Source organism: Phaeobacter sp. 11ANDIMAR09 (assembly GCF_001294455.1).
In the GTDB taxonomy this organism is placed as follows: domain Bacteria; phylum Pseudomonadota; class Alphaproteobacteria; order Rhodobacterales; family Rhodobacteraceae; genus Pseudophaeobacter.
The window spans coordinates 32,715-59,154 of the sequence record NZ_LIKT01000024.1; the positions used below are offsets into that span (position 1 = coordinate 32,715).

The following is a 26,440-nucleotide window of genomic DNA, read 5'->3' on the forward strand; positions in this document are numbered from 1 at the left end:
AATAGGATATGAGCGAGCCTAGACTTCAATGTCACTCTCCAAAGTTCCAAGAGGCGTGAAGGTGCAATCGGGCTCAACTGGTGCAACTGCTGCAAGGAATGTGAAGCAATTGGCTTGCTGCTCTTGGTATTGTGCACAGGAGGCGAGGACGCTGAGTGCGGTGAGAAGGATCAAAATGCGTTTCATAGCAGTCTCCAGAAATCAGATCGGTCGCGGTAATCAGCGCCAACAAGCGCTTCACCCTTCTCCATGCCGCCGAGAATAGTGAGGTTGGGACCGAGTGCGCTGAGATCGGCGTCGACAACGATGGATCCTTGATCGTCGCGAATAAGCGCCAGCCTTGAATTGCTGCCTGTGTTCAGCAGCACGTCGAGCTCTTTCTCGTCGAGATTGAGCATCGCGTAGTCAGACGCATGAGCACGGATGTTGGGCAGCAGAATTTGAGTAGGAACAGCTTCAACGATGGTCTTGCCAGTGCGGGTGCGCTCGAGCTGACTGGCATATTGCGTCATCATTACCGCGACGGTGTTTTGCTTGCGTGCCGTCACCAGCCAGTTGGACAGTCGTTCTGCGAAATACGCGTTGTCGAGGGCTTTCCAGGCTTCATCAATAACAATGATGGTGGGGCGGCGGTCTTCGATCTCACGCTCAACGCGGCGGAACAGATAGCTCAAGACTGCCATTCGTTCTTTCTCGGACTCGGAATCGAGAATGCCGGTTAAATCAAACCCTACGACATCACCTTCGAGAGAAAACGTGTCTTCCAAGGACTGGCCAAATATCCAGCCATAGCGACCATCGCTGGTCCACTCGAGCAGGCGCTGGTGCAATTCGCCACCATCATCAGTGGAGACAAAGAGCGAGGCAAAGTCTTTCCAATTACGCAACACTGGATCCGTGGCGTTCGCGTTCTGGCGCACGGCTTCTTGAAGGCGATTGGTTTGAACTGGCGTCAGCGGCTTGTCCGCGCGGTAGAGCAGGGTGGCCAGCCAGTCAGACAACCAAGCTGTGCCACGATCATCCACCTCGGTCCAAAGCGGATTAAGTCCAGTAGCCTGTCCAGCCTTCAATGCTGCATAGCTTCCCCCGTTGGCGCGGACCGCCATCTCCATACCAAGGCGGTAATCAAAGACGAAGATCCGCGCGCCTGCTCGACGGGCTTGGGTCATGAGAAAGGCCGAAAGCACGGATTTGCCCGATCCAGGCCGACCCATGATCAGAGTGTGGCCACTGGTAGGTTCTTTATCGGGATTACCCTGCTCGTGATAAGAGAACCGATAGGCACTTTGCTCGGGCGTTGGCAGCATGGTGATCACTTTGCCCCACGGGACCTCACTGGCGTTCTTGCCAAGCTGCGTCCGGTGAAACGCTGCGAAATCTGCAAAGTTGCGGTTGGTGATGGCGCTGGCACGAACGCGCTTTGGCTGATTGCCGGGATGCTGGCTGAGATAATGGGCTTTCGCGGCTACACGCTCGCCTATCATCTTCACACCTTCGGCAGCGGCAGCATTGACGATTTCTGCGCTCAGGGTCTGCAGTTCATCAAGCGTGTCGCAGAAGATCGTTACGACCATGTGGTGCTCGCCGAAACTCTGGCGTTTTGCTTCCAGATCATCGGCGGCGATGTCGAGCGCTTCCATCAGGGATAGAGCGGCATCTTGCGAGGCCTGCATCTGTCGTTTCTGGCGCTTGATGCGACCTGCCATCAGGTTGGAATTGATAGGGGTAAAAGAATGGGTGACGATCATGTCGACCGGCAGGTTGAGCATGTCGAACATCGTGCAGGATGTGGCCTCGGAGTATTCGCCGATGGCGAAGCTTTTGCCAAAGCGGTGACCTACGACGCCTTCTGAAAGCTCAAAATGATCCTCAAGGAATGTCACGCGGGTGTTGGCCACGTTGAACGACAGGAAACCGTAGGTGCTCGCTGGATAGAGTGGCAGCTCTTGGCCCGTATTCAACGCCCCAAGGAACCCAACTAGCTCGCCAGACTTCGCCGACAGCACGCGCGGTTCGAGATCAGCCAGTCCTGACGCGAAGACATTCACGGCCTCGTTCAGCCGTCGAAGGCGTTTTTGTGTTTCTTCTTTGAAGCGCTCAGGTGCGCTGCGATTGAGAAATGGAAGAAAGCTCTTGGACGGCGGACGGTGCATGACTGTAAGAGTCAGTGTTTTGTCGCGCAGCCCGCTAGTCGCTAGCTTCTCGCGCCACTGGCGATCCACTTCGCCTGCAAAGCTCTCGGCGCGCACGGGTTCAAGCTCCGGCGCAATCGCCTTTGAGACCTTGTGCACATAATAGCTGAATTCTGGACCTAGCTGCGCAACGATCCGAGCAAACAGGGCCGTGAACTTGTCGAGGTAGGCATCATCGGTTGTGTAACTGTTGACCCCATCGAGGCGGATGCATTGTAACATTTCGTTCACCCGCGTGCGCACCGATTGATCATCGACCAAACTGACATAGGGCAGCATATGCGCGAGGCGCGTTTCCCGGGCGTACCAGTCCGGCGTCAAAGTGCGAGGATCAAGCGTTTCATCACGGGGCATAGCTGTCCCCAACATGAACTTGCCGGTTTCGGGTGGGCGGTGTTTCTTGCAGCGCCGTCATCATCACGTCGATGAATCGCGGATCCCAATCGGCGGCTTTCCAAAGGACGGGATAGAGCACGATCGCAACCCCAAGGATCACGATGTGCTGGACCCAGACGAACAGCAGCACCGAGCCAAAGAGCCAGGCCATGGCATACATGATGGGCAGGCCCAGTAGCTTCGGCGGGCGCACAAGGCCGAGGAAGAGGGGCGAACGCTCAGCCACCGGCAAAGACCGCGGCAACGATGGTAGGAGCGGCGGCGACGCCGGCGATGCCGACGAGGACCCAGAGTGCTTGGCGCAGATCGATGATGTTGAAGAACCAGCTGAGGAACACACCTAAGACGGCCAGCGTGGCGATCACGACGCCAAGTGGGCCGGTCAGAGCATCGACGATGCCCTGTAGCAGACTTTGAATTGGGGAAAGGTCGATGCTTTGCGCAAGGGCAGGGTCTGCGATCAGTAAGAACAGCGCCAATGATGCCGTGAACAGGGATGTAAAATGTCTCATGGGTTTGTTCCTTCCAGTCGAGCGACCACCGCCATGACGCGGGCCACATGATTTTGGGTTTCTCGGTAAGGGGGTATGCCGCCATATTGGTGCACAGCGTCGGGGCCGGCGTTGTAGGCCGCCAAGGCAAGACGCGGATCGCCAAATAGCTCCAGCATCATTGCAAGATAGCGGGCGGAACCATCGAGGTTCTGCAGCGGATCACGCGGATCGACACCAAGATCGTGGGCTGTTGCTGGCATCAACTGCCCAAGGCCAATGGCCCCTGCACTAGAAACGGCACTTTGCCGATAGGCGCTTTCAATTTCGATGTTGGCGCGGAAGAGTACGAGCCAGTCTGAAACCGAAAGTCCCGCGCGGCGCAAACCGGGATGGCTACCGTAACGTTGCGCTGTGGCCTCAATCGCTGAAAGAACGTCCGCACGGGGCAGGGGAGCACGTGGCGCGATGGCGGCTATGCGGATTTCTTCTGTTGCTGCAACAACATCAGGCTCGTCAAATATCGCGAGCGCATCGGCCGCCGAGCCTTGGCCTACGCCGTCGTTGTAGTTCCGAGCAAAGCTGTTTTGGGAGTGTGTGGCGGTGAGCGAGCCATCGCTCTCCATGACCAGAACCATTTGGGCTGCCGCAGGTGGCGCAAGCAGCCAAATGAAGAGTAGGCTAGTCGCTGCTACCTTTGACGGGCGCTGCAAGCTTGTGCGAGGTGCGATGGCCTTCAAAAAGCGGCACATCGGCGTGAGGGAAACCGATCCCAATGAAGAAGGAGACGACGCCGGTGATCGTTTTGAATTCGCGGATCTTGATGTCGCTTGTTGTGTTCCGAGCGGTGACCAAGAGCTTTTCCATTCCATCATCCGAAACAGCCCGCATGATCCAGACCCCATAGTAGCTGGGGCCTTTCTTATGCGCGGACTCTTGGCAGAGGATTTCGGCGTTATAGCCGTCCTCCACGAGTTCGCGGAATCTCGCTTCCGTGACCACATTTGGTGCTTGTACTTTCCAGTTCATGGCCCGGCTCACGCTTTCTAAAAAGGCGTAACCCTAGGCATTCCTACTTGAAGCCCAGAGATACGATAGTATATTAACAACCACAAGATATATTTATGTGTTGCGGCTGTAGTTTAGTTGCGCACCCATTAGGCATGCGTAGTGAGTATATTCAAGAAAATATGCGGTTTGAGAAACCTCCGGTTGTGCGGTTCTACCTTCGCGTGGGTTTTGCTCTTGATTCTTGCATCTGTTGAGTGCGCAGAGGCCGAAACGTGCCTTGCGCCGGTACGGCCGTTTGTGCCGAACGATTCCCTGGCAATGAGGGAATACGCGGATATCATTCGGCAAGACTTCGAGGTCTATATTCAAGGCATTCAGGACTATTTCCGTTGTTTGGATAAGGAACGCGCGCGTGCGTTCCAAGAGGCGCGCGAAGTCAGCCAACAGTATCAACTCTTCTTGGACGATGCTTCGCACTGATTATTCTCCAAACATGGACACAGACACTAGTACTGAAGCCCAGGGCTCGAATTATCTGAATTTTAGATAATCTATATTCTAGATTAGCCACGCCACAAGAGGTTTGTGACGCGTGGCAAAAACTATCAGAAGCTCAGGACATGAAGCGTTGCGCGAAGCATTGATCGCAGCGAGGAAAGAGGCTGGCTTGACGCAGGCGGACTTGGCAAAAAGGCTAAAATGCCACCAATCTCTCATCGCTCGATTGGAAAGCGGTCAACGACGGATTGATGTAGTTGAAATGGTCGTGCTTGCGAGAGCAATCAATGTAGGAGCAAGCGATTTACTGGCCGTTGCAGAGATGGCTACCGACTCCAACCACAGGCTCTAGTATTCTTTCTCATCTGACTGCTTGGGCTCCGGTGATACCGACCGAAATTCAAAATCCTTTGGTTTGTCGGTGAGCCACAAGTTTGTTACATCACCGTTTTCCCATTCATAAACCCAGCCAACTGTGCGATTGGATTCTGTATTCACGATCTTCGAAATTGCTATCCCTTCCCCTCGGTGTTTGTTCGATTTATCGCCCATCAAATTTTTCCTCGTTAGTTTTAGGAGTGCAACTCTGCACGGGCTGGATATTGCGCCCCAAGTAGTCTTTGTGATCGTTCAGCGTCCCGGTTCTTAAAATTTAGGAAGTATCAAGCGCAGTCATTTGACGCTCAAGAAGCTCGTTTCCTAATACGACTTTACGCCGCTGTCTTCAGCGAAACCAACTCGACTTTAAATAGAAGCGATGGGGGTCATTGAGCTTGGTCTGGGCATTACTTACAAGGTCCGTCTGCGCACCCTTTGGCCCGACCCGCACCCAGCGTTTTCCGTGGCCCAAGTCGGTGTCTTCTAGCAAGTCAAAGCCCAGCTTACCCACATAGAATGCAATGCCCGCATCATAGTCGGGCACCACAATCGCCACGAGGGCAAGATGCTGCATGGCCTACTCCAGTTCGATCAACAGGTCCTTGGCATCGATCTGTCTGCCAGCGTTGATATGGACGGCTTTGATGACCGCGTCGCGCTCTGCATGGATGCCGGTCTCCATTTTCATCGCCTCGATGGTCAACAGCAAATCGCCCTCTTTGACCTCGTTGCCTGCAACGGCAGCAACAGTGGCCACAACGCCGGGCATCGGGGCGCCGATGTGATTGGCGTTGCCTGCTTCGGCCTTGGGGCGCGTGACTTTGTCAGCGGCGGCCAACCGGTTCATGACCCGCACGGTGCGCGGCTGACCGTTGAGCTCAAAGAAGACTTTGACCTCGCCGTCCTCGTTGAGCTCGCTGACGGCCTGCATCCGGATCTCGAGGGTCTTGCCGGGGTCGATTTCTGCTGTGATCTCTTGACCCGGTTCCATTCCATAAAAGAACGTGGAGGTCGGCAAGGTGCGCACAGGACCATAGTTGCGATGCCGCCCCATGTAATCGAGGAACACTTTGGGGTACATCAGATAACCGTTCAGGTCTTCGTCATCGACCTCCATCCCTTCTAGCTGGGCAGAAAGGTCCTTGCGTGCTGCATCCAGATCAACAGGGGGGAGCGAGGCGCCGGGGCGGTCGGTTGTGAATTTCTCGCCTTTGAGAACCTTTTTCTGGATCGCCTTGGGCCATCCACCGGGGGGCTGACCCAGGCTGCCTTTCATCATGTCCACAACACTGTCGGGGAAAACCACGTCTGTGTCAGGATTTTCAACATCTGCCCGCGTCAGGTTTTGGCTGACCATCATCAAGGCCATGTCGCCGACCACTTTGGACGAGGGGGTCACTTTGACGATATCGCCGAACATCTGGTTCACATCCGCATAGGTTTGCGCGACCTCGTGCCAGCGGTCCTCAAGCCCCAAACTGCGGGCTTGTGCCTTGAGGTTGGTGAACTGCCCGCCGGGCATTTCGTGCAAGTACACTTCGGAGGCAGGGGCCTGAAGGCCGCTCTCGAAGGCCGCATATTGCCCGCGCACCTGTTCCCAGTAGTTGCTAATCTCGCGAATAGCGGCCACGTCCAGCCCTGTGTCACGGTCGGTGCCGCGCAGAGCCTCAACAATGGATCCCAATGTCGGCTGCGACGTGTTGCCAGACAGCGCGTCCATCGCGGCATCGACGACATCAACGCCAGCGGCGGACGCAGCCAGCACGGTCGCAATCGCCGCGCCTGAGGTGTCATGGGTGTGGAAGTGGATCGGCAGATCCGTTTCTTCTTTCAGCGCTTTGACCAAAAGCGTGGCCGAGGCGGGTTTCAGCAGGCCAGCCATGTCCTTGAGGCCCAGCACATGTGCGCCTGCGGCCTCCAGCTCTTTGGCCATGCCGATATAGTATTTCAGGTCATATTTGCTGCGCGATGGATCCAGCAGGTCGCCTGTGTAGCAAATCGAGCCTTCGCAGACCTTGCCGCTGTCGATCACGGCATCCATCGCGACGCGCATGTTTTCCACCCAGTTAAGGCTGTCGAACACGCGGAATACGTCGACGCCTGTCTCGGCGGCTTGGCGCACGAACTCTTGGACGACGTTATCGGGGTAGTTGGTATAGCCGACACCGTTAGAGGCGCGCAGCAGCATTTGGGTCATAATATTCGGCATCACGGCGCGGATGTCGCGCAGGCGCTGCCAAGGACATTCTTGCAAGAACCTGTAGGCCACGTCAAAGGTCGCACCGCCCCAGCATTCGACGCTGAACAGCTGGTTCATTTTGGTGGCATAGGCGGGGGCCGCGTTGATCATGTCGATGGACCGCATACGGGTCGCCAGCAAGGACTGGTGCCCGTCACGCATGGTGGTGTCGGTGATAAGCAGGTTGGATTGATTGCGCATCCAGTCGACGATGGCCTCGGGTCCTTTGGCATCGAGTAGGGTGCGGGTGCCGTCGGGTACGTCTGTTGTGGGTTTCACAGGTGGTTTGGCTGGTTTGAGCTCTGCTGCCGGACGCACGCGACCTGCGGTTTCAGGATGGCCGTTGACGGTAATGTCGCCGATATAGCGAAGGATTTTCGTCGCGCGGTCGCGGCGCTTTTTGAAGTCGAACAGGCTTGGAGTCTCATCAATGAATTTGGTGTGATATTCATTGTTCAAGAACATCGGGTGTTTGAGCAGGTTTTCCACGAAGGCGATGTTGGTACTGACGCCGCGGACGCGGAATTCACGCAAGGCGCGGTCCATGCGGGCAATCGCCATCTCGGGCGTCGGGGCCTTGGCGGTCACTTTGGTCAGCAGGCTGTCGTAATAGCGGGTGATGACCGCACCGGAATAGGCCGTGCCGCCGTCCAGACGGATGCCGGGACCTGTGGCGCTGCGATAGGTCTGAATGCGGCCATAGTCGGGGATGAAGTTGTTCTGCGGGTCCTCAGTGGTGACACGGCATTGCAGCGCGTGACCATCAAGTGTTACGTCGTATTGCGACGCGCAGCCTGTGGCCTCGACCAGTGATTTGCCTTCCGCGATCAGGATTTGAGCGCGCACAATGTCGATGCCGGTGACTTCTTCTGTCACCGTGTGTTCCACTTGCACGCGGGGGTTTACTTCGATGAAGTAGAATTCGCCGCTGTCCATATCCATGAGGAATTCAACAGTGCCTGCACATTCGTAATTCACATGCTTACAGATTTTCTTGCCCAGATTGCACAGCTGTTCGCGTTGAGTGCCGGACAGGTAAGGGGCAGGGGCGCGTTCGACCACTTTTTGGTTGCGGCGCTGCACGGAACAATCACGTTCCCACAGATGGTAAATCTCGCCGTGGCTGTCGCCGAGGATTTGCACCTCGACGTGGCGGGCGCGCATGATCATCTTTTCCAGATAGCCTTCGCCATTGCCAAAGGCGGCCTCAGCCTCGCGGCGACCTTCGCGGACTTTTTCCTCTAGCTCGTCCTCGGACATGATCGGGCGCATCCCGCGACCGCCACCGCCCCATGACGCCTTGAGCATCAAGGGATAGCCGACCTCGGCCGCTTCCTTCTTGATCGCGTCCATGTCGTCGCCAAGCACCTCGGTCGCGGGGATCACGGGCACGTCCGCCTCCATCGCGACGCGGCGGGCGCTGGCTTTGTCGCCTAGCTTGCGCATGGTCGCCGCTTTGGGACCGATAAAGGTGATGCCGTTGTTTTCACAGGCATCAACGAAATCGGGGTTCTCGGACAAGAGGCCATAGCCGGGGTGGATGGCATCGGCGCCAGACATCTTGGCCACGCGGATAATTTCCTCGATCGACAGGTAGGCGGCGACAGGCCCCATGCCCTCGCCAATCCGGTAGGCCTCATCCGCTTTAAATCGGTGCAGGCCCAGCTTGTCCTCTTCTGCGAAAATCGCGACCGTCTTTTTGCCCATCTCATTGGCAGCTCGCATGATGCGGATGGCGATTTCACCGCGGTTTGCGATCAGGATTTTGGTAAACTCAGTCACTTTGTTCGTTGCCTTCTAATCGCACAGACACAGGGCCCCAAGAAACGCCTTGGGACCCTGTGCTTGGTTCTATGGTAAGTTTATGCGTTGGCCGAAAACGGGTTCGACTGCTTAAGATGCTCTAGAATATTCTCAGGGCTGCTTTCGCCGTAAGGGTCGCTTTCACAGTTGTCTTCAAAGCCAGGCTCTTCGAACCACGCAGCGATTACGCCGTCATCAACAAGAGCGGCGTAGCGCCAACTACGCAGGCCAAACCCTAAGTTGTCTTTCTGGACAAGCATACCGATCTTGCGGGTAAATTCTCCGGAACCGTCGGGAATAACCTTGACGTTAGCGACACCTTGCCCTGCGGCCCATTTATTCATGACAAATGCGTCGTTGACTGACAGGCAATATATATCTTGGACGCCTTGATCGGTGAACTGCTGGGCCAGTTCTTCGAAACCAGGGAGCTGGTAGGTCGAGCAAGTGGGAGTAAAGGCCCCAGGCAGTGAAAAGAGAATTGCACGCCTGCCTCCAAAATAGTCTTGCGTTGTTTTGTCTGCCCAAGTGTAGGGGTTTTCGCCTTCAATGTCTTCGTCACGAACGCGCGTGCGAAACGTTACATTGGGCAATGTCATACCGATGCGGGACATCAATGTTCTCCGTGCTTAGCTGGTAGTTTGAAAGGAAACGTGACCCAAATTTTGGACCATTGTCCGAAATGATTGGCCGGGTGAAAGGGGAAGCGCCTCAGTCGCGGCACCTGCCAAAAGGATGTCACCTTCCTTGAGGCTGTGGCCCCACTTTGCGAGCATACGGGAAGCTGCAATAAGGGAGCGAACTGGATTTCCCAAGATGGCAGCCGAGGATCCCACAGCACGCGTGCTGCCGTCGACTTCGACCACCATGCCAAGGTTCGAGATGTCTGTGTCAGGGTTGTACCGATTGCCCAAGACAAATTTTGAGGCAGAGGTGTTGTCGGCAATGACGTCGCTCAACGAAAACTTGAAATTGGCATAGCGGCTATCGATGATCTCAATGGCAGGGCAGATGTATTCAACTGCAGCCATCGCTTGCGCTGCACTAACATCACCCGAAAGCGTCTTTCCCATGATGAATGCAATTTCCGGTTCGGCACGAGGATGAACATTCCCAGCCAAGGCAAGCTCGTCTCCATCCGATATTTGCATTGCGTCGGTCAGGTGACCCCAGATCACCTCATCGACACCAACTTGTTTCATCTTTGCTTTGCTGGTCAGACCCATTTTGAAACCAACGGGCTGTTCGCCACGCGACCGGCGCAACGCCATCGAGAGGCTTTGAACGGCATAGGCTTCTTCTACGGACATTTCCTGCTCGTTAGAGAATTGGGGGATTGCTTTTCCGGTCGTCGCCGCTTGGTCGAGTTTTTGTGCAATTTTCTCGAGGCTCATTGGCTCAATTCCTTTTCTTTTTCTTTGACGAGATCGAGCGCGACATCGACAATCATGTCCTCTTGGCCCCCAACCATTCTGCGGCGGCCTAGCTCAACCAGAATTTCGCGCGTATCAATGCCGTAGGTTTCTGATGCACGTTCTGCGTGGCGCAGGAAGCTGGAATAGACACCGGCATAGCCAAGCGTCATCGTTTCGCGGTCTACGCGCACAGGGCGGTCTTGAAGTGGGCGCACCAGTTCTTCGGCGGCGTCTTGTAGTTTGAATAGATCGCAGCTGTGTTCCCAGCCATATAGGTCGGCAACGGCGATAAAGGCTTCAAGTGGGCAATTGCCAGCACCTGCGCCCATCCCTGCAAGCGAGGCATCAACGCGCGTCGCCCCGTTTTCGACAGCAACAACCGAGTTGGCCACGCCAAGAGACAGGTTCTCATGCATGTGAGCTCCAAACTGTGTCCTGGGCTTTAGGGCAGATTTGTAAGCTTCAAAACGGTCTTTGACGCCGGTCATGGTTAGCCCGCCACCGGAATCCGTGACATAGATACAATCCGCGCCGTAGTCTTCCATTTTGACGGCTTCAGTTGCCAGCACATCAGGTGCGGTCATATGGGCCATCATCAGGAAGCCCGAGACATCCAAACCCATCTCTTTGGCTGCGGATATATGCTGGGCTGAAACGTCGGCTTCGGTCGAGTGCGTAGCAATGCGCACGGATTGCACACCATTGTCGCGCGCGCGTTTCAGGTCTTCAATCGTGCCAATACCGGGCAGAAGAAGGGTTGTGAGCTTCGCGCGCTTACAGACCTTTGCAGCGGCAAGAATCCACGCCTCATCCGTATGCGCGCCAAAGCCGTAGTTGAACGTGGACCCGGTAAGCCCGTCTCCATGCGCTACTTCGATGGCGTCGACGCCTGCTTCGTCTAAAGCTTCTGCAATCGCGCGCACATGACCCAGATCATATTGGTGCCGAACGGCATGCATACCATCGCGCAACGTAACATCTTGAATATATAACTTTTTCATTTCAAGCGGCCTCCACCCAGTTGCGTTTTACGACAATACGTTCGGCTGTTTTCATCGCAGCCGAAGTCATAATGTCGAGGTTTCCCGCATAGGCGGGCAGGTAATGTGCAGCCCCTTCGACCTCTAGAAAGATTGAGACTTTCAAGCCGGTGAAGGCTTCGTCCATTTCAGGAATGCGAAGCGGGGAATTGTCGCCGATACGTTCAAACTGTACGTCCTGCTTGAGGCGATAACCTGGAACATAGCTTTGAACCGCCTCGACCATATCTAGGACCGATTTGCGGATCGCGTCTTGGTCTGCGTCATCACACAGGCAAAAGACGGTATCGCGCATGATCAGGGGTGGTTCGGCTGGATTGAGGACAATAATGGCCTTGCCCCGACGCGCGCCACCGATTTTTTCGATCGCTTCGGCCGTGGTCTCGGTAAACTCATCGATATTTGCCCGCGTTCCGGGGCCAGCCGATTTGGAGGAGATCGAAGCAACAATCTCACCGTAGTGGACAGGGCTGACGCGGTTGACGGCAGCCACCATAGGGATAGTCGCTTGCCCACCACAGGTCACCATATTCACGTTGGGCGCGTCGAGGTTGTCGTCAATATTTACGGGCGGAATTGTATAGGGTCCGATGGCTGCAGGAGTCAGGTCAATCACCTGCTTGCCATCCGCAATCAGCGCCTCGGTGTGTTTCAGGTGAGCGCCCGCAGATGTGGCGTCAAACACGACCCGAATACCGGTGTAGCCGGGGAGGGCCCTTAACCCTTCAAGTCCTTCGTGGGTGGTGGCGACACCCATACGCTCTGCGCGGGCGAGCCCATCGCTTTTGGGATCGATCCCAACCATTGCGCCCATCTCAAGGACATCTGACGTGCGCAGTATCTTAATCATCAAATCGGTTCCGATATTTCCCGACCCAATGATCGCGCATTTTATCTTGCTCATGATCTTACTCCGCTGCGAATGCGGCCCTGACGGACCCCAGACCATTAATTTTTGCTTCGAAAACGTCACCCGGATTGGCGGGGACCATCGGCCCCAGCGCGCCAGAAAGCACCAAGTCCCCTTTGCGCAGCGGCGTGCCGACGCGGGCCATTGTTTGGGCCAGCCAAAGCGTGGCGTTTATCGGGCTTCCAAGACAGGCGGTGCCGGCTCCGGTTGAAACGGGTTCACTGCGGCATTCCATCACCATGCCGCACAAACGAGGGTCAAATTCCCCAATCTGTTTGGGTTCATGCCCGATGACATAAAGGCCAGAGGACGCGTTGTCGGCGATGGTATCGACGATAGAGATATCCCAGTTAGCAACGCGACTTCCGACAACTTCGATTGCGGCGACGGCGTACTCAACGCTGCTTAGGATATCTGCGACTGTTAGGAATTCGGTCTCAAGGTCTTGATTAAGACGAAAGGCAATTTCTGCCTCAACTTTTGGCTGTAGAACTTTGCCAACCGGAATGGCTACATCGTCGGGAACATCCATGTCGGAGAACAATGCGCCGTAGTCTGGTTGATCAACACCAAGCTGCGTTTGCACAACTTTCGAGGTCAAACCAATCTTGCGACCTGACAGAACACGGCCTTGTTTTAGCCAGCGCTCGGTATTGTGCTGCTGGGTGGCGTAGGCGGCGTCTATGTTGCCTATGCCTAGAGTTTCGCGCACAGGAGAACAGGGTTTTCCAGATGTGTGGGCATCAAACAGTGCGTGAGCAGCGCTTTTGATATCTTTGTCGTCGTCAGCCATGGCTGTCTCCTAAATCTTTATGCAGATATTCTTGATTTCAGTGTAGAATTCGAGCGAGTAGGCCCCGCCTTCCCGACCAATGCCGGAGGCTTTGGACCCACCAAAGGGTGTTCTAAGATCACGCAGGTTCCAGGTGTTTACCCAGGTGATCCCAGTCTCCAGCAAGGGGGCAACCCGGTGCGCGCGGGATAGGTTTTCGGTCCAGATGACGCTTGCCAGCCCATAAGGCGTGTCATTTGCCATGTGGATAGCTTCGTCTTCAGCATCGAACGGTTGGATGTGACAGCAGGGGCCAAAAATCTCTTCGCGGATTACGCGACTGGTTTCGGGCAGACCTGTCCAGATTGTGGGTTCGATCCAGGCGCCGCCCTGCAATTCTTTGGGCATATCCGGAATACCGCCACCGGTATGGATTGTCGCCCCGTCCGTGTGCGCTATTTCAAAATACTGTAAAACTTTGTCGCGGTGTTTTGAGCTTACCAACGGGCCAAAATCGGTTCCTTCACCCTTGGGCGTGCCGATGCGCAGCTGGCGCGTTTCCTCCACCACTCTACGCACAAACTCGTCAAAGATAGACCGCTCGACATAGACCCGTTCCGTGCACAGGCAAACCTGACCACAGTTGGTAAAGGAGGAACGAACCGCCCCGCTGACCGCTTTGTCCAGGTCGCAATCTGCAAACACGATGGCGGCGTTTTTGCCACCAAGCTCGGACGAAATGTCCCGAACACCTACGGCAGCGGCTTTCATAATCGCCTCGCCGGTGCGCGTTTCGCCTGTAAAAGTGATCGCATCGACATTAGGGTGGTTGGTCAGAAACTCACCCGCCGAGTTGGGGCCAAATCCGTGCACGACATTGAACACCCCGGCAGGGATGCCGACCTCATTCATAACATCACCAAGCAAGGCCGCCGTTGCGGGCGTGTCCTCGGATGGTTTTGCAACGATCGTGTTGCCGCAGGCTAAAGCGGGCGCAACTTTCCATGTCATCAGCAACATCGGAAGGTTCCATGGGCTGATGACGGCTATGACGCCTTTGGGCTTGCGAACTGTATAATTTAGCGCGCCCATTCCATCAGGAGTTTCCTGCTGAAATACGTGATCAGGCTCGTTCCGGATCAAATCTGCAAAGATGCGAAAGTTGGCCGCGCCGCGTGGGATGTCGACGGTACTTGCAAGCGCGCGAGGCTTACCGGTGTCGGCCATTTCCGCTTCTAGGAATTCTTCGAATCGTTCGTCGATGCGGTCCGCGACAGCGTGAAGCAATCGGCTGCGTTCGCTGACAGACATTTGTCCCCACGGGCCTGTCAGCGCCTTTTTTGCGGCAGTGACCGCCTGATCGACATCAGATTTGCTTGCTTCGCTGACAACAGCAACCAATGACCCATCGACAGGTGAGATGTCGTCAAATGATTTGCCTTCGGATCCAGAAACATAGTGCCCATCAATGAAATTGTGGATCTTTTTTGCTGAGTGATTGCTCATGACGTGCTCCAATGCTTTATTTTCGGTTGATGTGGAATTGGACGACGGCAGACCCCGCGCCCCACGCTGGGCCATAGCCCAAAATCTCAGCACCACTCCATTCAGAGCCCATTGCGCCCTGAAGCCACGCAAAATGCTTAAAATTGTTATCTGCGCGGGCGTTCTTCACGAAGGTTTCGCGGAATTGATCAATTCCGTTACGATCCCCAGCTTTCATCAGGTCAAGCATTTTGCGGTTTAGCGCGTCGTCTTCGGGCGATTTGATGCGGTCGTTTTCAGGATCAATGTCTTGTCGGAAAATCGATCCTGATAACCCACCGATGCCGATCACCGCGACACGGCGACCTAGTTTAATCGCCTCGCGGGTCGCCATTTCGCCAAGCTTTCTTGTGGTTTCATAGTCGTGATAGATATTCGCCGAGGCAATGATCAACGGTGCCTGTAGCCCTTGGTTTAGAAAACCATTCGCCACGATTGTTCCTGTGTCGATCGGGAATCCGTCATAATCGACGGGCTTCGCGCGAACACCAATACCCTCGCACCCTGCAATGCAGGCAAGTGCACCCTCACGATCGATCCGGAAGTCATAGTCAAGCGCACCAAATTCATGCCAGTTCTCATCGACATGCGTCCCATGCAGATGCGGACTGGTCTGCCAAGGTTGGTCAAGGACGGCCATCCATTGGCCTGAATAGACCAAAATCACATCTGGATTAGCTGCTTCCAATGCCGCGCGGGCAGTCCCAAACGCATCAACGATGTCGCGCCAGGTTGGGTTTGTTGACTGAAGTGTGGGTAGCGGGCTTCCTGGGACCATAAGGGCTGCGACCAGACCAGGACCATCGGGGATCATGGTTGAGATTGCGACTTTGGTTTTGGAACTGGAAAGCAACGATGTTTTTCGAGCTACTCGCGGTTCTGACACTGCTTTTGCCCGCAATTCTTGCACAAGTCCCATGATGCCGCGGGGCAATAGAAGGATCAGTAGAACTGAGGCGAGCCCAAGCGTCAATTCTCCGCCACCCCATAGGCCCGCGAGAAACCTCTGAATAATCACAAATGCTATCGCACCGACGATTGGCCCGCTCAATGTACCCATTCCGCCAGCAACAACGATGAACACAACATAGGCTGACCATCTGATGTGAAAGGCATCCGGGGGCGTGATGGTGACGCTGTCGACGTAGAACAAACCTGCAGCAAGGGCGGCAATTGGTGCCGAAATAACGAAGACCATTGATTTGATGCGCCGAACGTCAATTCCGATGGCCGTTGCCGCCTCCTCGTCATCACGAACAGCAGTGAGGGCGTCACCATATCGGCTGTTTAAAAGCTTCCAGACAACGGCGGTCGAGGCAATTAGTATGAGCAAACCAACATAGTACCGTTCTATTGTGGTCGTGTCTGAAACGATGGTCATGCCACCGCCTGCACCAGTAACGCGCCACTCACTAAAGACGGATGTAACGGCGGCAGCAATCAGCCAAGTAGCGACAGCAAAATATGCACCTTGCAGCTTAAGCAAAGGCAGCATTCCCAGAAAGATTGTGAGCAGGATAATCACTCGACGTATGTAGGCTCCACCGAAGATGTCGGCCCCCGGTACAAACGCGATCCAGATCTCATAAATGACCCAAAGAACAATCGCGATTGCGAGGCCCGCAAACATCTGTTTGCGCCCAGATTGGTCGGATATTGGTGCGGCCAGCAACCAAGCAAATAGGGCCGCAACGCCAGCGCCGCAAATCACACCAAACCAAACTGGGACTTGAAAGTAGTAATTTAGGATCGCAACAGTGAAGCCAGAAAGTCCGATGTAGACCTGAAGTCCGAAGGAGAGAAGGCCGCAGAATCCCGCCAGTAGATTCCACGCATGCCCAAGAGTCGCGAAGAGAAACACTGTCATCAACAAAGACGTGTAGTATCGGCCACCTTCACCTGCGACCCAGGGGAACAGCAATAAAACGATAAGTGCGAGTAAAAGTATGATGGTGGCATTTCGGCGTTCGGCCACTGAATTGAGAAAATTTCCGATCATTTTGAGAAAAGCCCTTCACGCCAGAATGAGAGAACGAAAAGGACCAGCATGTAGCCACCAATAAGTTGGGCTGATGGTCCGAAGTAAGTACCGGCAAGAACTTGAACGATCCCGAGTATGATGCCGCCGAACAAACTTCCTTTGATTGAGTTCATCCCACCAATGATGACTACACCGAAGGCAATCAAAATAAACTGTGGACCATCAAAAGGTTGGAATGTTCGTGTCATGCCGATCATGAATCCCGCGACGCCACTGATCGCGAGCGAAATGCCTAAGGCAACGGCAAAAATATGATCTGTTTTGATCCCCATCAGCGATGAGAACGTGGGATTGTCGGATGCCGCTCGAATGGCACGCCCGGTCACTGTACGTCTTAAGAAGATCTGCAATCCTATCAAAAGGGCGACTGCAACAACGAAGAACAAGAACCGGAGCAGCGAAATGCTGAGATCCTGAGACAATCGGATGGCCGAGAATGCGAGGTTGTTCTTTATCGACACCGCATCCGATGCGAATAGCGCCAGGAGCAGGTGCGAGATAGAAATGCTAAGGCCGAAGGTCACCAAGATTGGTGCCATAAGGCCAAAGTTAGCTGACATCCCGCGTCGTTCCATCGCCTGAACCGAGACGTGGTTGAGCAAGAACCGCTGCAGCGCGTAGCCTATCCCAAACATAATTGGCACGACGATGATCAGCACCAAAACAGGCGGCACCGATACGACCGTGAGGATCATCGCCGATAGGTAGGCGCCAACAATCAAAAAGTCGCCATGAGCAAGATTGACGAGCTTCATCACACCAAAAGAAAGCGCTAACCCAATGCTTAGCATCGCATAATACCCGCCGATGAATGTACCAGTCAGCAGCGCATTGGCGATGTCGATCATCGTCCAATAGAGGTTTTCTTCAAACGTCATTGAGTTCCTCCATCGGAATGTGAGCCGAAATAGGCATTTGTGATGTCATCTTTTGAAAGCGTGTCAGGTGCGCCCTCGAGAACGATCCGACCCTCGAGCATCACAAGAACATGGTCTGAAACGGCCAGCGCGCGGTGCATATCCTGTTCCACGACAACGCAAGTGACGCCGCTTTTGTTGATCTGCGTGACCTTGTCGTAAATATCTTCGACGATGATCGGAGCGAGGCCCAATGACAGCTCGTCAAACAAAACAAGCGTCGGTTCAGACATCAGCGCTCGGGCGATTGCCACCATTTGCTGCTCGCCGCCTGACATTTGACTTACAATCTGATTGCGCCGTTCTGCCAATCTCGGGAAGAAAGTGAACATTTCGTCGAGTTTTTGATTGGCCTTAACGCGAGCTTTGGGAAGATGGGCCCCAACGAGCAAGTTTTCCGCGACGCTCATCCGCGGGAACAGCATTCGGCCTTCAGGTACCATTGTTGTTCCGGCATCGACAATTTGTTCCGTACTGAGGCGATCAAGCCGCCGTCCGCCAAACGAAATAGCCCCGTCAATATGCGCCGTTTTACCGCGGTTCATCATGCCGGTGATCGACCGCAGCAATGTTGATTTTCCAGCCCCGTTCGCACCAATAATGGCCAGAACTTCGGACGGGTTCACATCAAAACTGACGTCGAACAAGGCTTGCAACTCACCGTAATAGGCGGACAGCCCGTTAACGCTGAGGATCGATTGTTTGCCATCTCGTCCCGGTTGGGAAAACAGACTGCCTTTACGCACCAAGGTAGACACGGCGAACCTCCTTCGTTTCTATGACGTCTTGAGGTTTGCCGGAGGCAATGATTTTGCCTCCGGCGATTGCCAGCAACCGGTCCGTTGCGGACAGCATTGTTTTCATAACGTGCTCGATCCAGACAACGGTGATCCCTGAATCGCGGACCTTTCGGATCAACGCGATGAATTCGTCGACCTCGGCATCAGTCAGCCCGGCGGCAACCTCATCAACCAGCAAAAGGCTGGGACGTGTGGCCAATGCGCGGGCCAACTCGTGCCGTTTACGTCCCAGCAGTGACAGCTTGCCAGCAAGCATATCCTTTTGAGAGGTAAGGCCCGTGAACTCGAGCACTTGCTTTACCCAGTCACCGCATTCGGCAGGCTCTAATCCCCCTGCGAACATAGATGCGACCCGCATATTGTCAGCGACGGTCATGTGGGTGAAGGGGCGCGGGATTTGATAGGTTCGCCCCATGCCCATCTGTGCGCGAACATAGGTGGGCGTGGACGAGATGTTTGATCCGCCGAATTTTATTGTGCCTGAATCAGCGCCGACCGTGCCGGCGAGCATCCCGAACAATGTTGTTTTACCTGCGCCGTTTGGCCCGATGATGCCAACAACTTCTCCTTCGTAGATGTCAAACGAGATATCATCGGCGATCGTCACGGCACCAAACGACTTATTTAGATTTGAAACGCTAAGAAGTGTTGCGGACATCATTTAGCCCTGCCTGTCTTTGCGAAATCCCAAGTCGGGCGCGTCGATGATCCGGCTGAACTAAACGTTCTTTTCGAAGCCGAGGTGTGTTGCATGAAGCCAAGCAAGGCAGCCATAAGTTCGCTTTTGGGATCCATTAGATCGGTGATGGCATTAAAATGATTGCGGCCTTCTTGAGGGAAGAACTTTGCTGCGTTTCCTTGCGTTTGCCATGCTTTCAGGAACTCCGTTGACTGCCTGAGGAATTCGTCCGGTTCATCCATCCCAAAGGACAGCAACATCGGGACAGTAATTGAACGGAGGATGCGCTGCGGGCTTTGTGTTTCAATCAGGTCGTCTGTTAAGTTCAAATCAGGTTGAAGGAAGGTGAGCGCCAAGGGCTCTAAGTCAAAAAGCCCACTGATTGGCACGATCCCTTTTATGATGCGATCACTTAGCCCATAGTCTGCTTTCCAGTTTGTAAGCGCGCACATGGCTGTCAGATGTGCGCCAGCAGAATGACCCATGACATACATGCGTTCGGGGTCGCCATTGTAGGCGCTGACGTGGCGATAGGTCCATGCGATCAGCGACCGCATTTGGCGGGTGATCTCGGCAATGGTAACCTTTGGGCAAAGTGAATAATTGGCCACCACGACAGTGACCCCTGACTTGGCAAGACCTTCTGCGGCAAAGCTATGGTCGCCCGACGTCAGCATTTTCCAATAGCCACCGTGAATAAAAATCATGACAGGCGCATTGCGGTCTTTTGCTGGGAATATGTCGCAGTATTCGTCCACCGTTGGTCCAAATGGCACGCGGAGATGGCATTGCAATTGCTGACGTGTCGCGGCGCTGGAGCCAACATACTGACGCGCGTAGACAGTGAAGTCAGGTACCGAACCTTCCACGTCATAAGCCGTGTTTAGTTCGGCTTTCGTCTCAAAATTTCGATAAATGCTAGTCATCACGGCACCAGTATTTGGGGGGAAGGGAGTTGGCCGGTCCAAAGACCGGCCAACCAGCGCGTGTTATTCTTGGAAAACACGCATGGGAGCTGTGATCGCCACTTCTGGATAAACGTCGTTGAAGACGTTTTCCTTGACCAATTCTCCGGTTTCCTCATCACGGCGCCATTGCGCGCCGCCAAGGGGCGAAACCGAGTAGTTTTGATCGTTGAAGTTGATCCGACCTACGACGGTATCCAAATCTGTGTCGTGGATCGCTTGCAGCAAGGCAGAACGTTCAGTCGTACCGGCTCTTTGAAGTGCATCAAACAGAACATCCCACGTTGCATCGCTCCAGGCGAGGGGTGGAGAATACAACTGACCTGGGTTTTGTTCTTGGTAACGGTCTACCAATTCTTGGCCATCGTAGTTGCCATATTGCGAGACACCTGGAAATGCAGGTGACCAAAAATTGACACTCAAAATATCGATTCCAAAATCACCAAGCAGGCGCATAGGTTCCGGATAACCGGTTCCTTTATCAATGATGTACATCAGTGGTTTGAAACCGAGCTGTGCAGCCTGCTGCATGTAGTTTTGAAGATCCGGTGGAGCCAAAACTCCAGTTACAACTTCGACTCTGTTACGTTTAAATTGGTTAATGATTGCAGAGAAGTCTGGCAGTCCTTGCTCAAAACGCCCTGGATCTACTGCGGTCCATCCCTCAGCTTCAAATGCTGGATCGAAGATAGACGCAAAAACAGTTCCGTCAGGATCATTTGGATAAAGGTACCCAATGTTCCCGTTGAAACCACCTGGTAGTGCTTGAATCATACCAACGTGGTTCGCGACCAGATCAGGCACACCAAAGAAGAAATGATGCGTGTACTCATATTCTTTAGCAACACCGTCTGGACCATAGAGCCACGCTTCAATCGGCGTATCTGATGTTATGCAAGGAATTTGATAACGTTCACATAAATCTGAGGGTGGGTTCGTGGTGTCAGGTGTTCCTTGAGCCATCACAACATCAACATTGTCCTCAAGGATAGCACGAGTTGCCGCCTCAGCAGCACCCGTTGCTGTTCCTTTTGAGTCGTAGATTTCATACTCAATTCGGCACATTTGGTCGCCGACTTGCAAGCCGCCAGCTTCATTGATTGGGTCCACTTTGTTCTTGTCGAGCCAGGGTGTTTCCCGCCCCATATCCAACAGTGGCCCGGTAATAGGCACGACGCGCCCTACTTTGATAACGCACTCTTGCGCTTGTGCCGTTCCGGCAGCCGCCATCAGGGCGCAGAAAACTGCACCAACTTTTAACGTATTCATCTTTTCCTCCCGATTGGATTTTTGAGCGTTTACACTTTGAATTCGACCACGGCCGCTCCTGATCCGTATGTCGCTCCGTATTCATGAACCCGAGCGCCTGAGAACTTTCGTCCTAAGGCCCCATAAATCCACGCACAGTGTTTGAACCCCATGTCCGCTTTTGCGCCTTTGGCAAATTCATCACAAACCTCGGGGAAAGACGCATCACCACCGGCTTCCAGTGAAGAGAGCATTTGTCGGTTCCATGCGTCATCCTCGGCGGAAACTATACCGTCGCTGCGGATGTCGATCTCATGTCGAAAAATTGAGCCGGACAAACCACCAACGCCAACAATAGCGACGCGACGTCCAAGATCAGTGGCTTTCTGTACAGCCATTTCACCAAGTCGAATGGTGTCGTCAAAGGAGTGGTAGAGATTGTTAGCTGCAATCGTCAAAGGATAGCGGCTGCTTGGGTTCAAAAACTTGTCAGCAACGATCGTTCCGGTATCAATTGGGAACTTGTCGTAATCGATAGCCTTTGAGGAAATTCCGATCTCTTTAGAGCCAGCAACACAGGCTTGGGCAAGTTCGACGTCAATGTTGAGATCATATTCAAGGTCCCCGTACTCATACCAATTTTCATCAACATGAGTGTCCGCAAGGTGAGGGCGCGCTTGCCACAACTCGTCCAGCACCGCCATCCATTGCGTCGAGTACAGCAGAATTGTGTCTGGGCGGGATGCTGCCAATGCCCGTCCCGCTGTTCGGTAGGCTGATGCAATCCCGCTCCAAGGTGGGTTTTCCGACCGAAGCAACGGAAGCGGAGAGCCGGGTACTAAAAAGGCTGATACTACTGTCATTGGCTTCCTGCCTTCTGCTATCGCGCTGTTGCGCCGATTGATGGACCAGCGCCGCCAAAGCTGCCGCCGCCAAGTGGAGACGACGGAGCAGAAGGGCGGCCAGCATTAAAGGGCCGACTGTGCTTCCACTCACTTGCAGGTGTGGCAAGCCCAAATTTAGTAAGGTCCCATTCAAAGACAGCGTTTCCCGTGCCAATGACATTGCCAAACCCCAAGAGTTCGCCTGGCAATTCCGGATACCCCATTGCTGAGCACATCCATGTAAACGATCCGGCCTTAAATTCAGCAAAGGCGATCTCTACAAATTGCGGCAGTAGGTCATGCACTTTTTGCATTTCACCGCGGCGCATTAGATCAATAAGCTTCATATCCCATTGGTACATCTCCATGCTGTAAGGGTGTTCCTGGGACATATCTTCTGGAACATCTGGCTCTTCCTGAAAGTGCCGATGGCTCATTGTAGCAGAGCACAGCACAACGGCCCGCCGCCCAAGATCCTCGATGGCTTTACGAGTCGCTTTGCCCAAGCGATCCATCTCTTCAAAACCTTCTTCAGTAGTGAGGTAGTAGGGAGAGTTGTTAGCCGAAAGACCGACAACAGGGATATCCCACTGCGGACGGGCAAGATGCAAAGACGTGATCGTTCCATAGTCGACCCGAAATTTTGGGTTTCGCATCATCTTGGAGACCAGCCCCAAATCTTTGGCATTTTGACACGCCGCTTCTGCCAGCTCGACGTCCACATTCATATCGTAGGTGTATCGGAAGAGGTTTGGGAAAATCGGGTCAACTGATTTTCCGGCAAGATGCTCAATGCCGAGGAAATGGTGCCCAAGTTGGGTAATCCAATGAGGTGAATGAACCAAAATCACATCAGGTTGCAGTTCATCGATTTTTGCGCGTACCTTTTCATAGGCCCAACGAAGCTGCTCCCAGCCACCTTGTGACTTTGGCTCGTTCTGGGGCGGGTTTTCGCCATAAACCAAATGTGGCGGATGGGGCGCAATGAACCCGGCGACGATTTCTCCCTTAGGCATTCTCTTCCTCCGTTAGTTTTGGATCAGCACTGTGCGGTGCGATGTAGGCGACGCCGCGAATTTCGATAACCAGATGCGGATGCGGCAATTGATGGACCGCAACTGTCGTGCGCGCGGGTCCGTCGTGGGTAAAATACTCACCATATACCTCGTTGTAGCCGCCAAAGTCATTCATGTTCACGAGAAAGCACGTAACTTCGATCAAGTTATCAAGATCGCCGCCGGCCGCCTTTAGAATGTCACGCATGTTCTCGATGCAGGCACGTGTTTGCGCCGCGATATCCAAATTCATTGTGCCAAAAGCATCAGAGTCCGCACCAGTGATTGAATTGTCCGGCTCCCGCGAACTCGTCCCCGACACAAACACAAATGGGCCAGCTGAGCGAAAGTGCGGGTAGCGCCCACGCGGGGTCGCTTTGCCTTCTATGACGCCTAGGTCATTCACTTTGGATCCATCTTTCAAATCACGCTCCATCATTTATCCTTTTGTCCGCATCCATTGCTGCAACCTTCGCAAGCCCCATGCTTCGAGGCCTCCTTAAAAAATGAGAATTCAGCCTCGATTGCTGCACCTAAGGGCAGCGCTGACACGCCAACCGTCGTGCGAGCAGGTAGATTTCCTCTGGACGTTTCCTGAAAAAAATCATCCCAAACTGCATTGAAGTTATGAAAGGACGAAAAGTCAGCGAGGTAAACCCTGGCTTCAACCATGTCCTCATTGTTCAAGCCAATCTCATCCATCATTGCTCTAAGATTACTGAATATACACTTTGCCTCACTCGCCATCCCGCCTGAAACAAGCTCTCCGGCGTCTTTGTCCAGCCCAACCATTCCAGCAGTTTGCAAGTAGCCGCCGTACGCAACGAGTGGGCTGTAGCTGAATTTTGGATTCGGCATCGCCTTCGTTGGGATTGCTCGCTTGGAGACACGCATGGACATCTTTCTCCTAGAATTTCGCCGTCTGTTATCGAATCTATAAACTCAATAAATGAGATTGTAAATCATTTATTGAGTTTTGATATGAGGTGCGCTAAGTAGATTCTCATATCGTGCCCACGCTGCGTGGGCTGTCAGTCACATCATGGCTGTGACGGAAAATGAGAAAACTAGGGAGGCCATCATGAATGCGCTCGCAATCGGAATTCTAAGCATCGTTGTTGCGATCATCGTGATCGTTATTCTTTGGGTCCTCTTTTGGTGGCTCTATAAGCGGGCGACCAAAGAAGTGGCTTTCGTCAGAACAGGCTTTGGTGGGCAAAAGGTCGTCCAGAATGGTGGGGCGTTTGTGGTGCCGGTGCTTCATGACACGATCCCAGTTTCGATGGGGACCGTCCGGATGGAGATTGCGCGCACCGAAGCGAAATCGATCATTACCAAGGACCGCATGCGGGTCGACACCACTGCAGAATTTTATGTCAGGGTAGGGGGCAGCGAAGAATCAATCGCGCTCGCGGCTCAGTCCTTAGGTAGCAAGACCGCGAGACCTGACGCGTTAAGAGAGTTGATGGAGGGTCGCTTTGTTGATGCACTGCGTTCCGTAGCGGCCGAAATGACGATGGAAGAACTCCATGAACAGCGCGGCGAATACATTGCGCGAGTAAAAGCTTTGGTCACCCCCGAGATTGCCCAAACTGGTCTCGAGTTAGAGTCTGCTTCTTTGACTGCACTGGAGCAAACCAAGAAAGAGTTTTTCAATCCGAATAATGCCTTTGATGCGGAAGGTCTAACACGGCTAACGACCGAGATCGAAGAGCGGCGCTTGAAGCGGAATGCCATTGAGCAAGACTCTGAGGTTAGCATCCAAATGAAGCTGCTAGAAACAGAGACGCGCAAGCTCGAGATATCTAGGGATGAAGAGTACGCTCGTCTATCGCAGCAGGCTGACATCGCAGTCCGCCGGGCCGAACAAGCGGCAAATATCTCAACCGAAGAGGCTAACAAACGCAAAGAATCCGAAGCCGCTAAGGTTGACGCAGATCTGGCCGTCAGGGTGGCCAATATTCAAGCTGAGCAAGCAGCAGAGTTTGAGACGTTGAACCGTCGCAAGGCCATCGAGCAACTGAACCAGAAGACAAACCGCGAGATCGAAGAAACACAAGTAGAGGCCGACCGTGTCGTGAAGTTACTAAAAATCGAAAACGAAAAATCGATCGCACTGCAGCAGGCTGCATCAACATCACATGTCGCGCAGGAAGAAGCTAAACTTAGACAAGAGACTGATTCAGCTCTCATCAGGGCCAACCAGGACGTCGACAAGGTTAGAATCGTCGCTGACGCAGAGATCACGCAAGAAAAGACCAAGACCGAAAAAGCCATTGAAGTTGCCAAACGCGAAGCTGAGCGCGCAATCACTGAAGCCAAAATGCAATTGGATACAGCGGTCGACTTGCTGACCGTCGAACAACAGCAAACTCTGGCACTGAGCGAGCATCAAAAGGATATCGCAATTGCTGAAAGCACCAAGAAACAACTGGCCGCGTTGACTGAAGCAGAGAGCGATAAGGCCAAGCTTGTCAAAGCGGAGGAAGAATTGGCGAAACTCCGTGATGTGGAGCGTGAAGAAAAAGCCAAGATCATTGCGCTCATTCAAGCGTCAACTGAAGCTGAAAAGCGCGCCATTGTCACGGCCATAGCGGCCGAAAGCAGGCATAAAGAAGCTGAAGAACACGCAAAAGCCGCCGAAATCGAAACAAAATCGGAAACTGGGCGTATCACGGCCATAGCCTCTGCAGAAGCTGTAGCAGAAAAGGAGAAGTCTGAGGCCGTAAGAGTACGTCGCGAGGTTGAAGCAGACGCTACGAAAGCGCTCAATGAGGCAGAAAATCTCATGTCGGATGACCTGATGAAGATGAAAATCAGGCTCTCAGTCATTGAAAACCTCAAGGATATCGTCCGTGAGAGCGCTCGTCCGATGGAGCAGATCGATGATATTCGTATTGTTCAAGTTGATGGCTTGTTGAACAGAACTGGCGGAAGCTCTGCAGACGCGCTCAGCGGCGATGCGGGAGGGGGTAACATTGCTGATCAAGTTGTGAATAGCGCTCTGCGTTATCGTGCTCAGGGCCCAGTCATTGACTCTCTTCTTCAAGAGGTCGGCCTCTCTTCACCGGACGCAAAGGGTATCTCAAAAATGCTCGGCAAAGATTTTGGTGGTGAAACCGATACAGATCAGGCGCCTGACAGCCAGGAAGATTGATTCC

28 protein-coding genes are annotated in these 26,440 nt (G+C 53.8%); 3 read left to right on the forward strand and 25 right to left on the reverse strand.

Annotated features, from left to right (window positions below; all coding sequences use genetic code 11):
* Positions 1–18: 18 nt before the first annotated feature.
* From AN476_RS23115 to AN476_RS17615, 6 genes are read right to left on the reverse strand one after another with little or no spacing between them, the layout of a single operon-like run.
* Complete coding sequence (locus tag AN476_RS23115; protein ID WP_172684846.1) at positions 19–186, reverse strand: hypothetical protein; 168 nt, start codon at positions 184–186, stop codon at positions 19–21.
* A complete protein-coding gene (locus tag AN476_RS17595; protein ID WP_054463066.1) occupies positions 183–2,546 on the reverse strand; it encodes a type IV secretion system protein B4 in 2,364 nt (787 codons plus the stop codon). Before AN476_RS17595 ends, AN476_RS23115 begins: the two co-directional genes overlap by 4 nt.
* Positions 2,536–2,814: a type IV secretion system protein VirB3 gene (locus tag AN476_RS17600; RefSeq protein ID WP_054463130.1), complete on the reverse strand. Its 279-nt coding sequence runs from the start codon at positions 2,812–2,814 to the stop codon at positions 2,536–2,538. Before AN476_RS17600 ends, AN476_RS17595 begins: the two co-directional genes overlap by 11 nt.
* Entirely contained in the window at positions 2,807–3,100 is a 294-nt protein-coding gene (locus AN476_RS17605) for a TrbC/VirB2 family protein (RefSeq protein WP_054463068.1), read from the reverse strand. Before AN476_RS17605 ends, AN476_RS17600 begins: the two co-directional genes overlap by 8 nt.
* Positions 3,097–3,717, reverse strand: coding sequence for a lytic transglycosylase domain-containing protein (locus tag AN476_RS17610; protein WP_054463071.1), 621 nt, complete (start codon positions 3,715–3,717; stop codon positions 3,097–3,099). The genes AN476_RS17605 and AN476_RS17610 overlap by 4 nt, the downstream gene beginning before the upstream one ends.
* Before the next feature lie 43 nt (positions 3,718–3,760).
* Complete coding sequence (locus AN476_RS17615) at positions 3,761–4,108, reverse strand: hypothetical protein (RefSeq protein WP_054463073.1); 348 nt, start codon at positions 4,106–4,108, stop codon at positions 3,761–3,763.
* Positions 4,109–4,318: 210 nt separating this feature from the next.
* Between AN476_RS17615 and AN476_RS23415 the strand changes: the two genes are divergently transcribed.
* Together AN476_RS23415 and AN476_RS17625 are read left to right on the forward strand one after the other, a co-directional pair.
* A complete protein-coding gene (locus AN476_RS23415; RefSeq protein WP_054463131.1) occupies positions 4,319–4,570 on the forward strand; it encodes a hypothetical protein in 252 nt (83 codons plus the stop codon).
* A gap of 112 nt (positions 4,571–4,682) precedes the next feature.
* Positions 4,683–4,940 (forward strand): helix-turn-helix domain-containing protein, encoded by a 258-nt coding sequence (locus tag AN476_RS17625; protein ID WP_054463075.1) that lies wholly within the window; start codon positions 4,683–4,685, stop codon positions 4,938–4,940.
* Here AN476_RS17625 and AN476_RS17630 read toward each other — a convergent pair.
* From AN476_RS17630 to AN476_RS17720, 19 genes are all read right to left on the reverse strand, one after another.
* Positions 4,937–5,140, reverse strand: a complete 204-nt coding sequence (locus AN476_RS17630; RefSeq protein WP_054463077.1) for a hypothetical protein — start codon at positions 5,138–5,140, stop codon at positions 4,937–4,939. The two genes, AN476_RS17625 and AN476_RS17630, sit on opposite strands and share 4 nt — an antisense overlap.
* Positions 5,141–5,312: 172 nt before the next feature.
* Positions 5,313–5,540 (reverse strand): VOC family protein, encoded by a 228-nt coding sequence (locus tag AN476_RS22510; protein WP_083464381.1) that lies wholly within the window; start codon positions 5,538–5,540, stop codon positions 5,313–5,315.
* A gap of 3 nt (positions 5,541–5,543) precedes the next feature.
* Positions 5,544–8,987: a pyruvate carboxylase gene (locus AN476_RS17640; RefSeq protein ID WP_054463079.1), complete on the reverse strand. Its 3,444-nt coding sequence runs from the start codon at positions 8,985–8,987 to the stop codon at positions 5,544–5,546.
* Between the two features lie 80 nt (positions 8,988–9,067).
* Positions 9,068–9,622, reverse strand: a complete 555-nt coding sequence (locus AN476_RS17645) for a peroxiredoxin (RefSeq protein ID WP_216598391.1) — start codon at positions 9,620–9,622, stop codon at positions 9,068–9,070.
* Between the two features lie 15 nt (positions 9,623–9,637).
* Entirely contained in the window at positions 9,638–10,402 is a 765-nt protein-coding gene (locus tag AN476_RS17650) for a 2-keto-4-pentenoate hydratase (RefSeq protein ID WP_054463081.1), read from the reverse strand.
* Positions 10,399–11,424 (reverse strand): 4-hydroxy-2-oxovalerate aldolase, encoded by a 1,026-nt coding sequence (dmpG, locus tag AN476_RS17655; protein ID WP_054463083.1) that lies wholly within the window; start codon positions 11,422–11,424, stop codon positions 10,399–10,401. Before dmpG ends, AN476_RS17650 begins: the two co-directional genes overlap by 4 nt.
* A gap of 1 nt (position 11,425) precedes the next feature.
* Positions 11,426–12,370, reverse strand: coding sequence for an acetaldehyde dehydrogenase (acetylating) (locus AN476_RS17660; RefSeq protein WP_305728570.1), 945 nt, complete (start codon positions 12,368–12,370; stop codon positions 11,426–11,428).
* Between the two features lies 1 nt (position 12,371).
* Entirely contained in the window at positions 12,372–13,166 is a 795-nt protein-coding gene (locus tag AN476_RS17665) for a 2-keto-4-pentenoate hydratase (RefSeq protein WP_054463087.1), read from the reverse strand.
* Between the two features lie 9 nt (positions 13,167–13,175).
* The gene (locus tag AN476_RS17670; RefSeq protein ID WP_253279927.1) at positions 13,176–14,726 is read right to left on the reverse strand and encodes a 2-hydroxymuconic semialdehyde dehydrogenase; all 1,551 of its coding nucleotides are present in this window, start codon (positions 14,724–14,726) and stop codon (positions 13,176–13,178) included.
* Entirely contained in the window at positions 14,668–16,689 is a 2,022-nt protein-coding gene (locus AN476_RS17675; RefSeq protein ID WP_054463090.1) for a hypothetical protein, read from the reverse strand. The genes AN476_RS17670 and AN476_RS17675 overlap by 59 nt, the downstream gene beginning before the upstream one ends.
* Entirely contained in the window at positions 16,686–17,609 is a 924-nt protein-coding gene (locus AN476_RS17680) for a branched-chain amino acid ABC transporter permease (RefSeq protein WP_054463093.1), read from the reverse strand. Before AN476_RS17680 ends, AN476_RS17675 begins: the two co-directional genes overlap by 4 nt.
* Positions 17,606–18,406: an ABC transporter ATP-binding protein gene (locus AN476_RS17685; RefSeq protein WP_253279928.1), complete on the reverse strand. Its 801-nt coding sequence runs from the start codon at positions 18,404–18,406 to the stop codon at positions 17,606–17,608. The genes AN476_RS17680 and AN476_RS17685 overlap by 4 nt, the downstream gene beginning before the upstream one ends.
* Positions 18,387–19,109: an ABC transporter ATP-binding protein gene (locus tag AN476_RS17690; protein WP_054463095.1), complete on the reverse strand. Its 723-nt coding sequence runs from the start codon at positions 19,107–19,109 to the stop codon at positions 18,387–18,389. Before AN476_RS17690 ends, AN476_RS17685 begins: the two co-directional genes overlap by 20 nt.
* The gene (locus tag AN476_RS17695; protein WP_083464382.1) at positions 19,106–20,053 is read right to left on the reverse strand and encodes an alpha/beta hydrolase; all 948 of its coding nucleotides are present in this window, start codon (positions 20,051–20,053) and stop codon (positions 19,106–19,108) included. Before AN476_RS17695 ends, AN476_RS17690 begins: the two co-directional genes overlap by 4 nt.
* Before the next feature lie 63 nt (positions 20,054–20,116).
* A complete protein-coding gene (locus AN476_RS17700; RefSeq protein ID WP_054463098.1) occupies positions 20,117–21,361 on the reverse strand; it encodes an ABC transporter substrate-binding protein in 1,245 nt (414 codons plus the stop codon).
* A 29-nt stretch (positions 21,362–21,390) separates the two neighbouring features.
* Positions 21,391–22,203: a tRNA U-34 5-methylaminomethyl-2-thiouridine biosynthesis protein gene (locus tag AN476_RS17705; RefSeq protein WP_054463100.1), complete on the reverse strand. Its 813-nt coding sequence runs from the start codon at positions 22,201–22,203 to the stop codon at positions 21,391–21,393.
* Between the two features lie 17 nt (positions 22,204–22,220).
* Entirely contained in the window at positions 22,221–23,240 is a 1,020-nt protein-coding gene (locus AN476_RS17710; protein ID WP_083464383.1) for a tRNA U-34 5-methylaminomethyl-2-thiouridine biosynthesis protein, read from the reverse strand.
* Positions 23,233–23,718 carry a RidA family protein gene (locus AN476_RS17715; protein ID WP_216598392.1) on the reverse strand — a complete coding sequence of 162 codons (486 nt, stop codon included), beginning with the start codon at positions 23,716–23,718 and terminating at the stop codon, positions 23,233–23,235. The genes AN476_RS17710 and AN476_RS17715 overlap by 8 nt, the downstream gene beginning before the upstream one ends.
* Entirely contained in the window at positions 23,715–24,173 is a 459-nt protein-coding gene (locus AN476_RS17720) for a RidA family protein (protein ID WP_054463104.1), read from the reverse strand. Before AN476_RS17720 ends, AN476_RS17715 begins: the two co-directional genes overlap by 4 nt.
* Before the next feature lie 187 nt (positions 24,174–24,360).
* On the opposite strand from AN476_RS17720, the gene AN476_RS17725 reads away from it, so the two are divergent.
* Positions 24,361–26,436: a flotillin family protein gene (locus AN476_RS17725; RefSeq protein WP_054463106.1), complete on the forward strand. Its 2,076-nt coding sequence runs from the start codon at positions 24,361–24,363 to the stop codon at positions 26,434–26,436.
* The last annotated feature ends 4 nt before the right edge of the window (positions 26,437–26,440 follow it).

Bases quoted from the DNA above. Each gene is read 5' to 3' on its own strand.
- AN476_RS23115 (WP_172684846.1), bottom strand. From the start codon at position 186: ATGAAACGCATTTTGATCCTTCTCACCGCACTCAGCGTCCTCGCCTCC.
- AN476_RS17595 (WP_054463066.1), bottom strand. From the start codon at position 2,546: ATGCCCCGTGATGAAACGCTTGATCCTCGCACTTTGACGCCGGACTGG.
- AN476_RS17605 (WP_054463068.1), bottom strand. From the start codon at position 3,100: ATGAGACATTTTACATCCCTGTTCACGGCATCATTGGCGCTGTTCTTA.
- AN476_RS17610 (WP_054463071.1), bottom strand. From the start codon at position 3,717: ATGGTTCTGGTCATGGAGAGCGATGGCTCGCTCACCGCCACACACTCC.
- AN476_RS17615 (WP_054463073.1), bottom strand. From the start codon at position 4,108: ATGAACTGGAAAGTACAAGCACCAAATGTGGTCACGGAAGCGAGATTC.
- AN476_RS17630 (WP_054463077.1), bottom strand. From the start codon at position 5,140: ATGGGCGATAAATCGAACAAACACCGAGGGGAAGGGATAGCAATTTCG.
- AN476_RS22510 (WP_083464381.1), bottom strand. From the start codon at position 5,540: ATGCAGCATCTTGCCCTCGTGGCGATTGTGGTGCCCGACTATGATGCG.
- AN476_RS17645 (WP_216598391.1), bottom strand. From the start codon at position 9,622: ATGTCCCGCATCGGTATGACATTGCCCAATGTAACGTTTCGCACGCGC.
- AN476_RS17650 (WP_054463081.1), bottom strand. From the start codon at position 10,402: ATGAGCCTCGAGAAAATTGCACAAAAACTCGACCAAGCGGCGACGACC.
- dmpG (WP_054463083.1), bottom strand. From the start codon at position 11,424: ATGAAAAAGTTATATATTCAAGATGTTACGTTGCGCGATGGTATGCAT.
- AN476_RS17665 (WP_054463087.1), bottom strand. From the start codon at position 13,166: ATGGCTGACGACGACAAAGATATCAAAAGCGCTGCTCACGCACTGTTT.
- AN476_RS17670 (WP_253279927.1), bottom strand. From the start codon at position 14,726: ATGGCCCAGCGTGGGGCGCGGGGTCTGCCGTCGTCCAATTCCACATCA.
- AN476_RS17675 (WP_054463090.1), bottom strand. From the start codon at position 16,689: ATGATCGGAAATTTTCTCAATTCAGTGGCCGAACGCCGAAATGCCACC.
- AN476_RS17680 (WP_054463093.1), bottom strand. From the start codon at position 17,609: ATGACGTTTGAAGAAAACCTCTATTGGACGATGATCGACATCGCCAAT.
- AN476_RS17690 (WP_054463095.1), bottom strand. From the start codon at position 19,109: ATGATGTCCGCAACACTTCTTAGCGTTTCAAATCTAAATAAGTCGTTT.
- AN476_RS17695 (WP_083464382.1), bottom strand. From the start codon at position 20,053: ATGACTAGCATTTATCGAAATTTTGAGACGAAAGCCGAACTAAACACG.
- AN476_RS17700 (WP_054463098.1), bottom strand. From the start codon at position 21,361: ATGAATACGTTAAAAGTTGGTGCAGTTTTCTGCGCCCTGATGGCGGCT.
- AN476_RS17705 (WP_054463100.1), bottom strand. From the start codon at position 22,203: ATGACAGTAGTATCAGCCTTTTTAGTACCCGGCTCTCCGCTTCCGTTG.
- AN476_RS17710 (WP_083464383.1), bottom strand. From the start codon at position 23,240: ATGCCTAAGGGAGAAATCGTCGCCGGGTTCATTGCGCCCCATCCGCCA.
- AN476_RS17715 (WP_216598392.1), bottom strand. From the start codon at position 23,718: ATGATGGAGCGTGATTTGAAAGATGGATCCAAAGTGAATGACCTAGGC.
- AN476_RS17720 (WP_054463104.1), bottom strand. From the start codon at position 24,173: ATGCGTGTCTCCAAGCGAGCAATCCCAACGAAGGCGATGCCGAATCCA.
- AN476_RS17725 (WP_054463106.1), top strand. From the start codon at position 24,361: ATGAATGCGCTCGCAATCGGAATTCTAAGCATCGTTGTTGCGATCATC.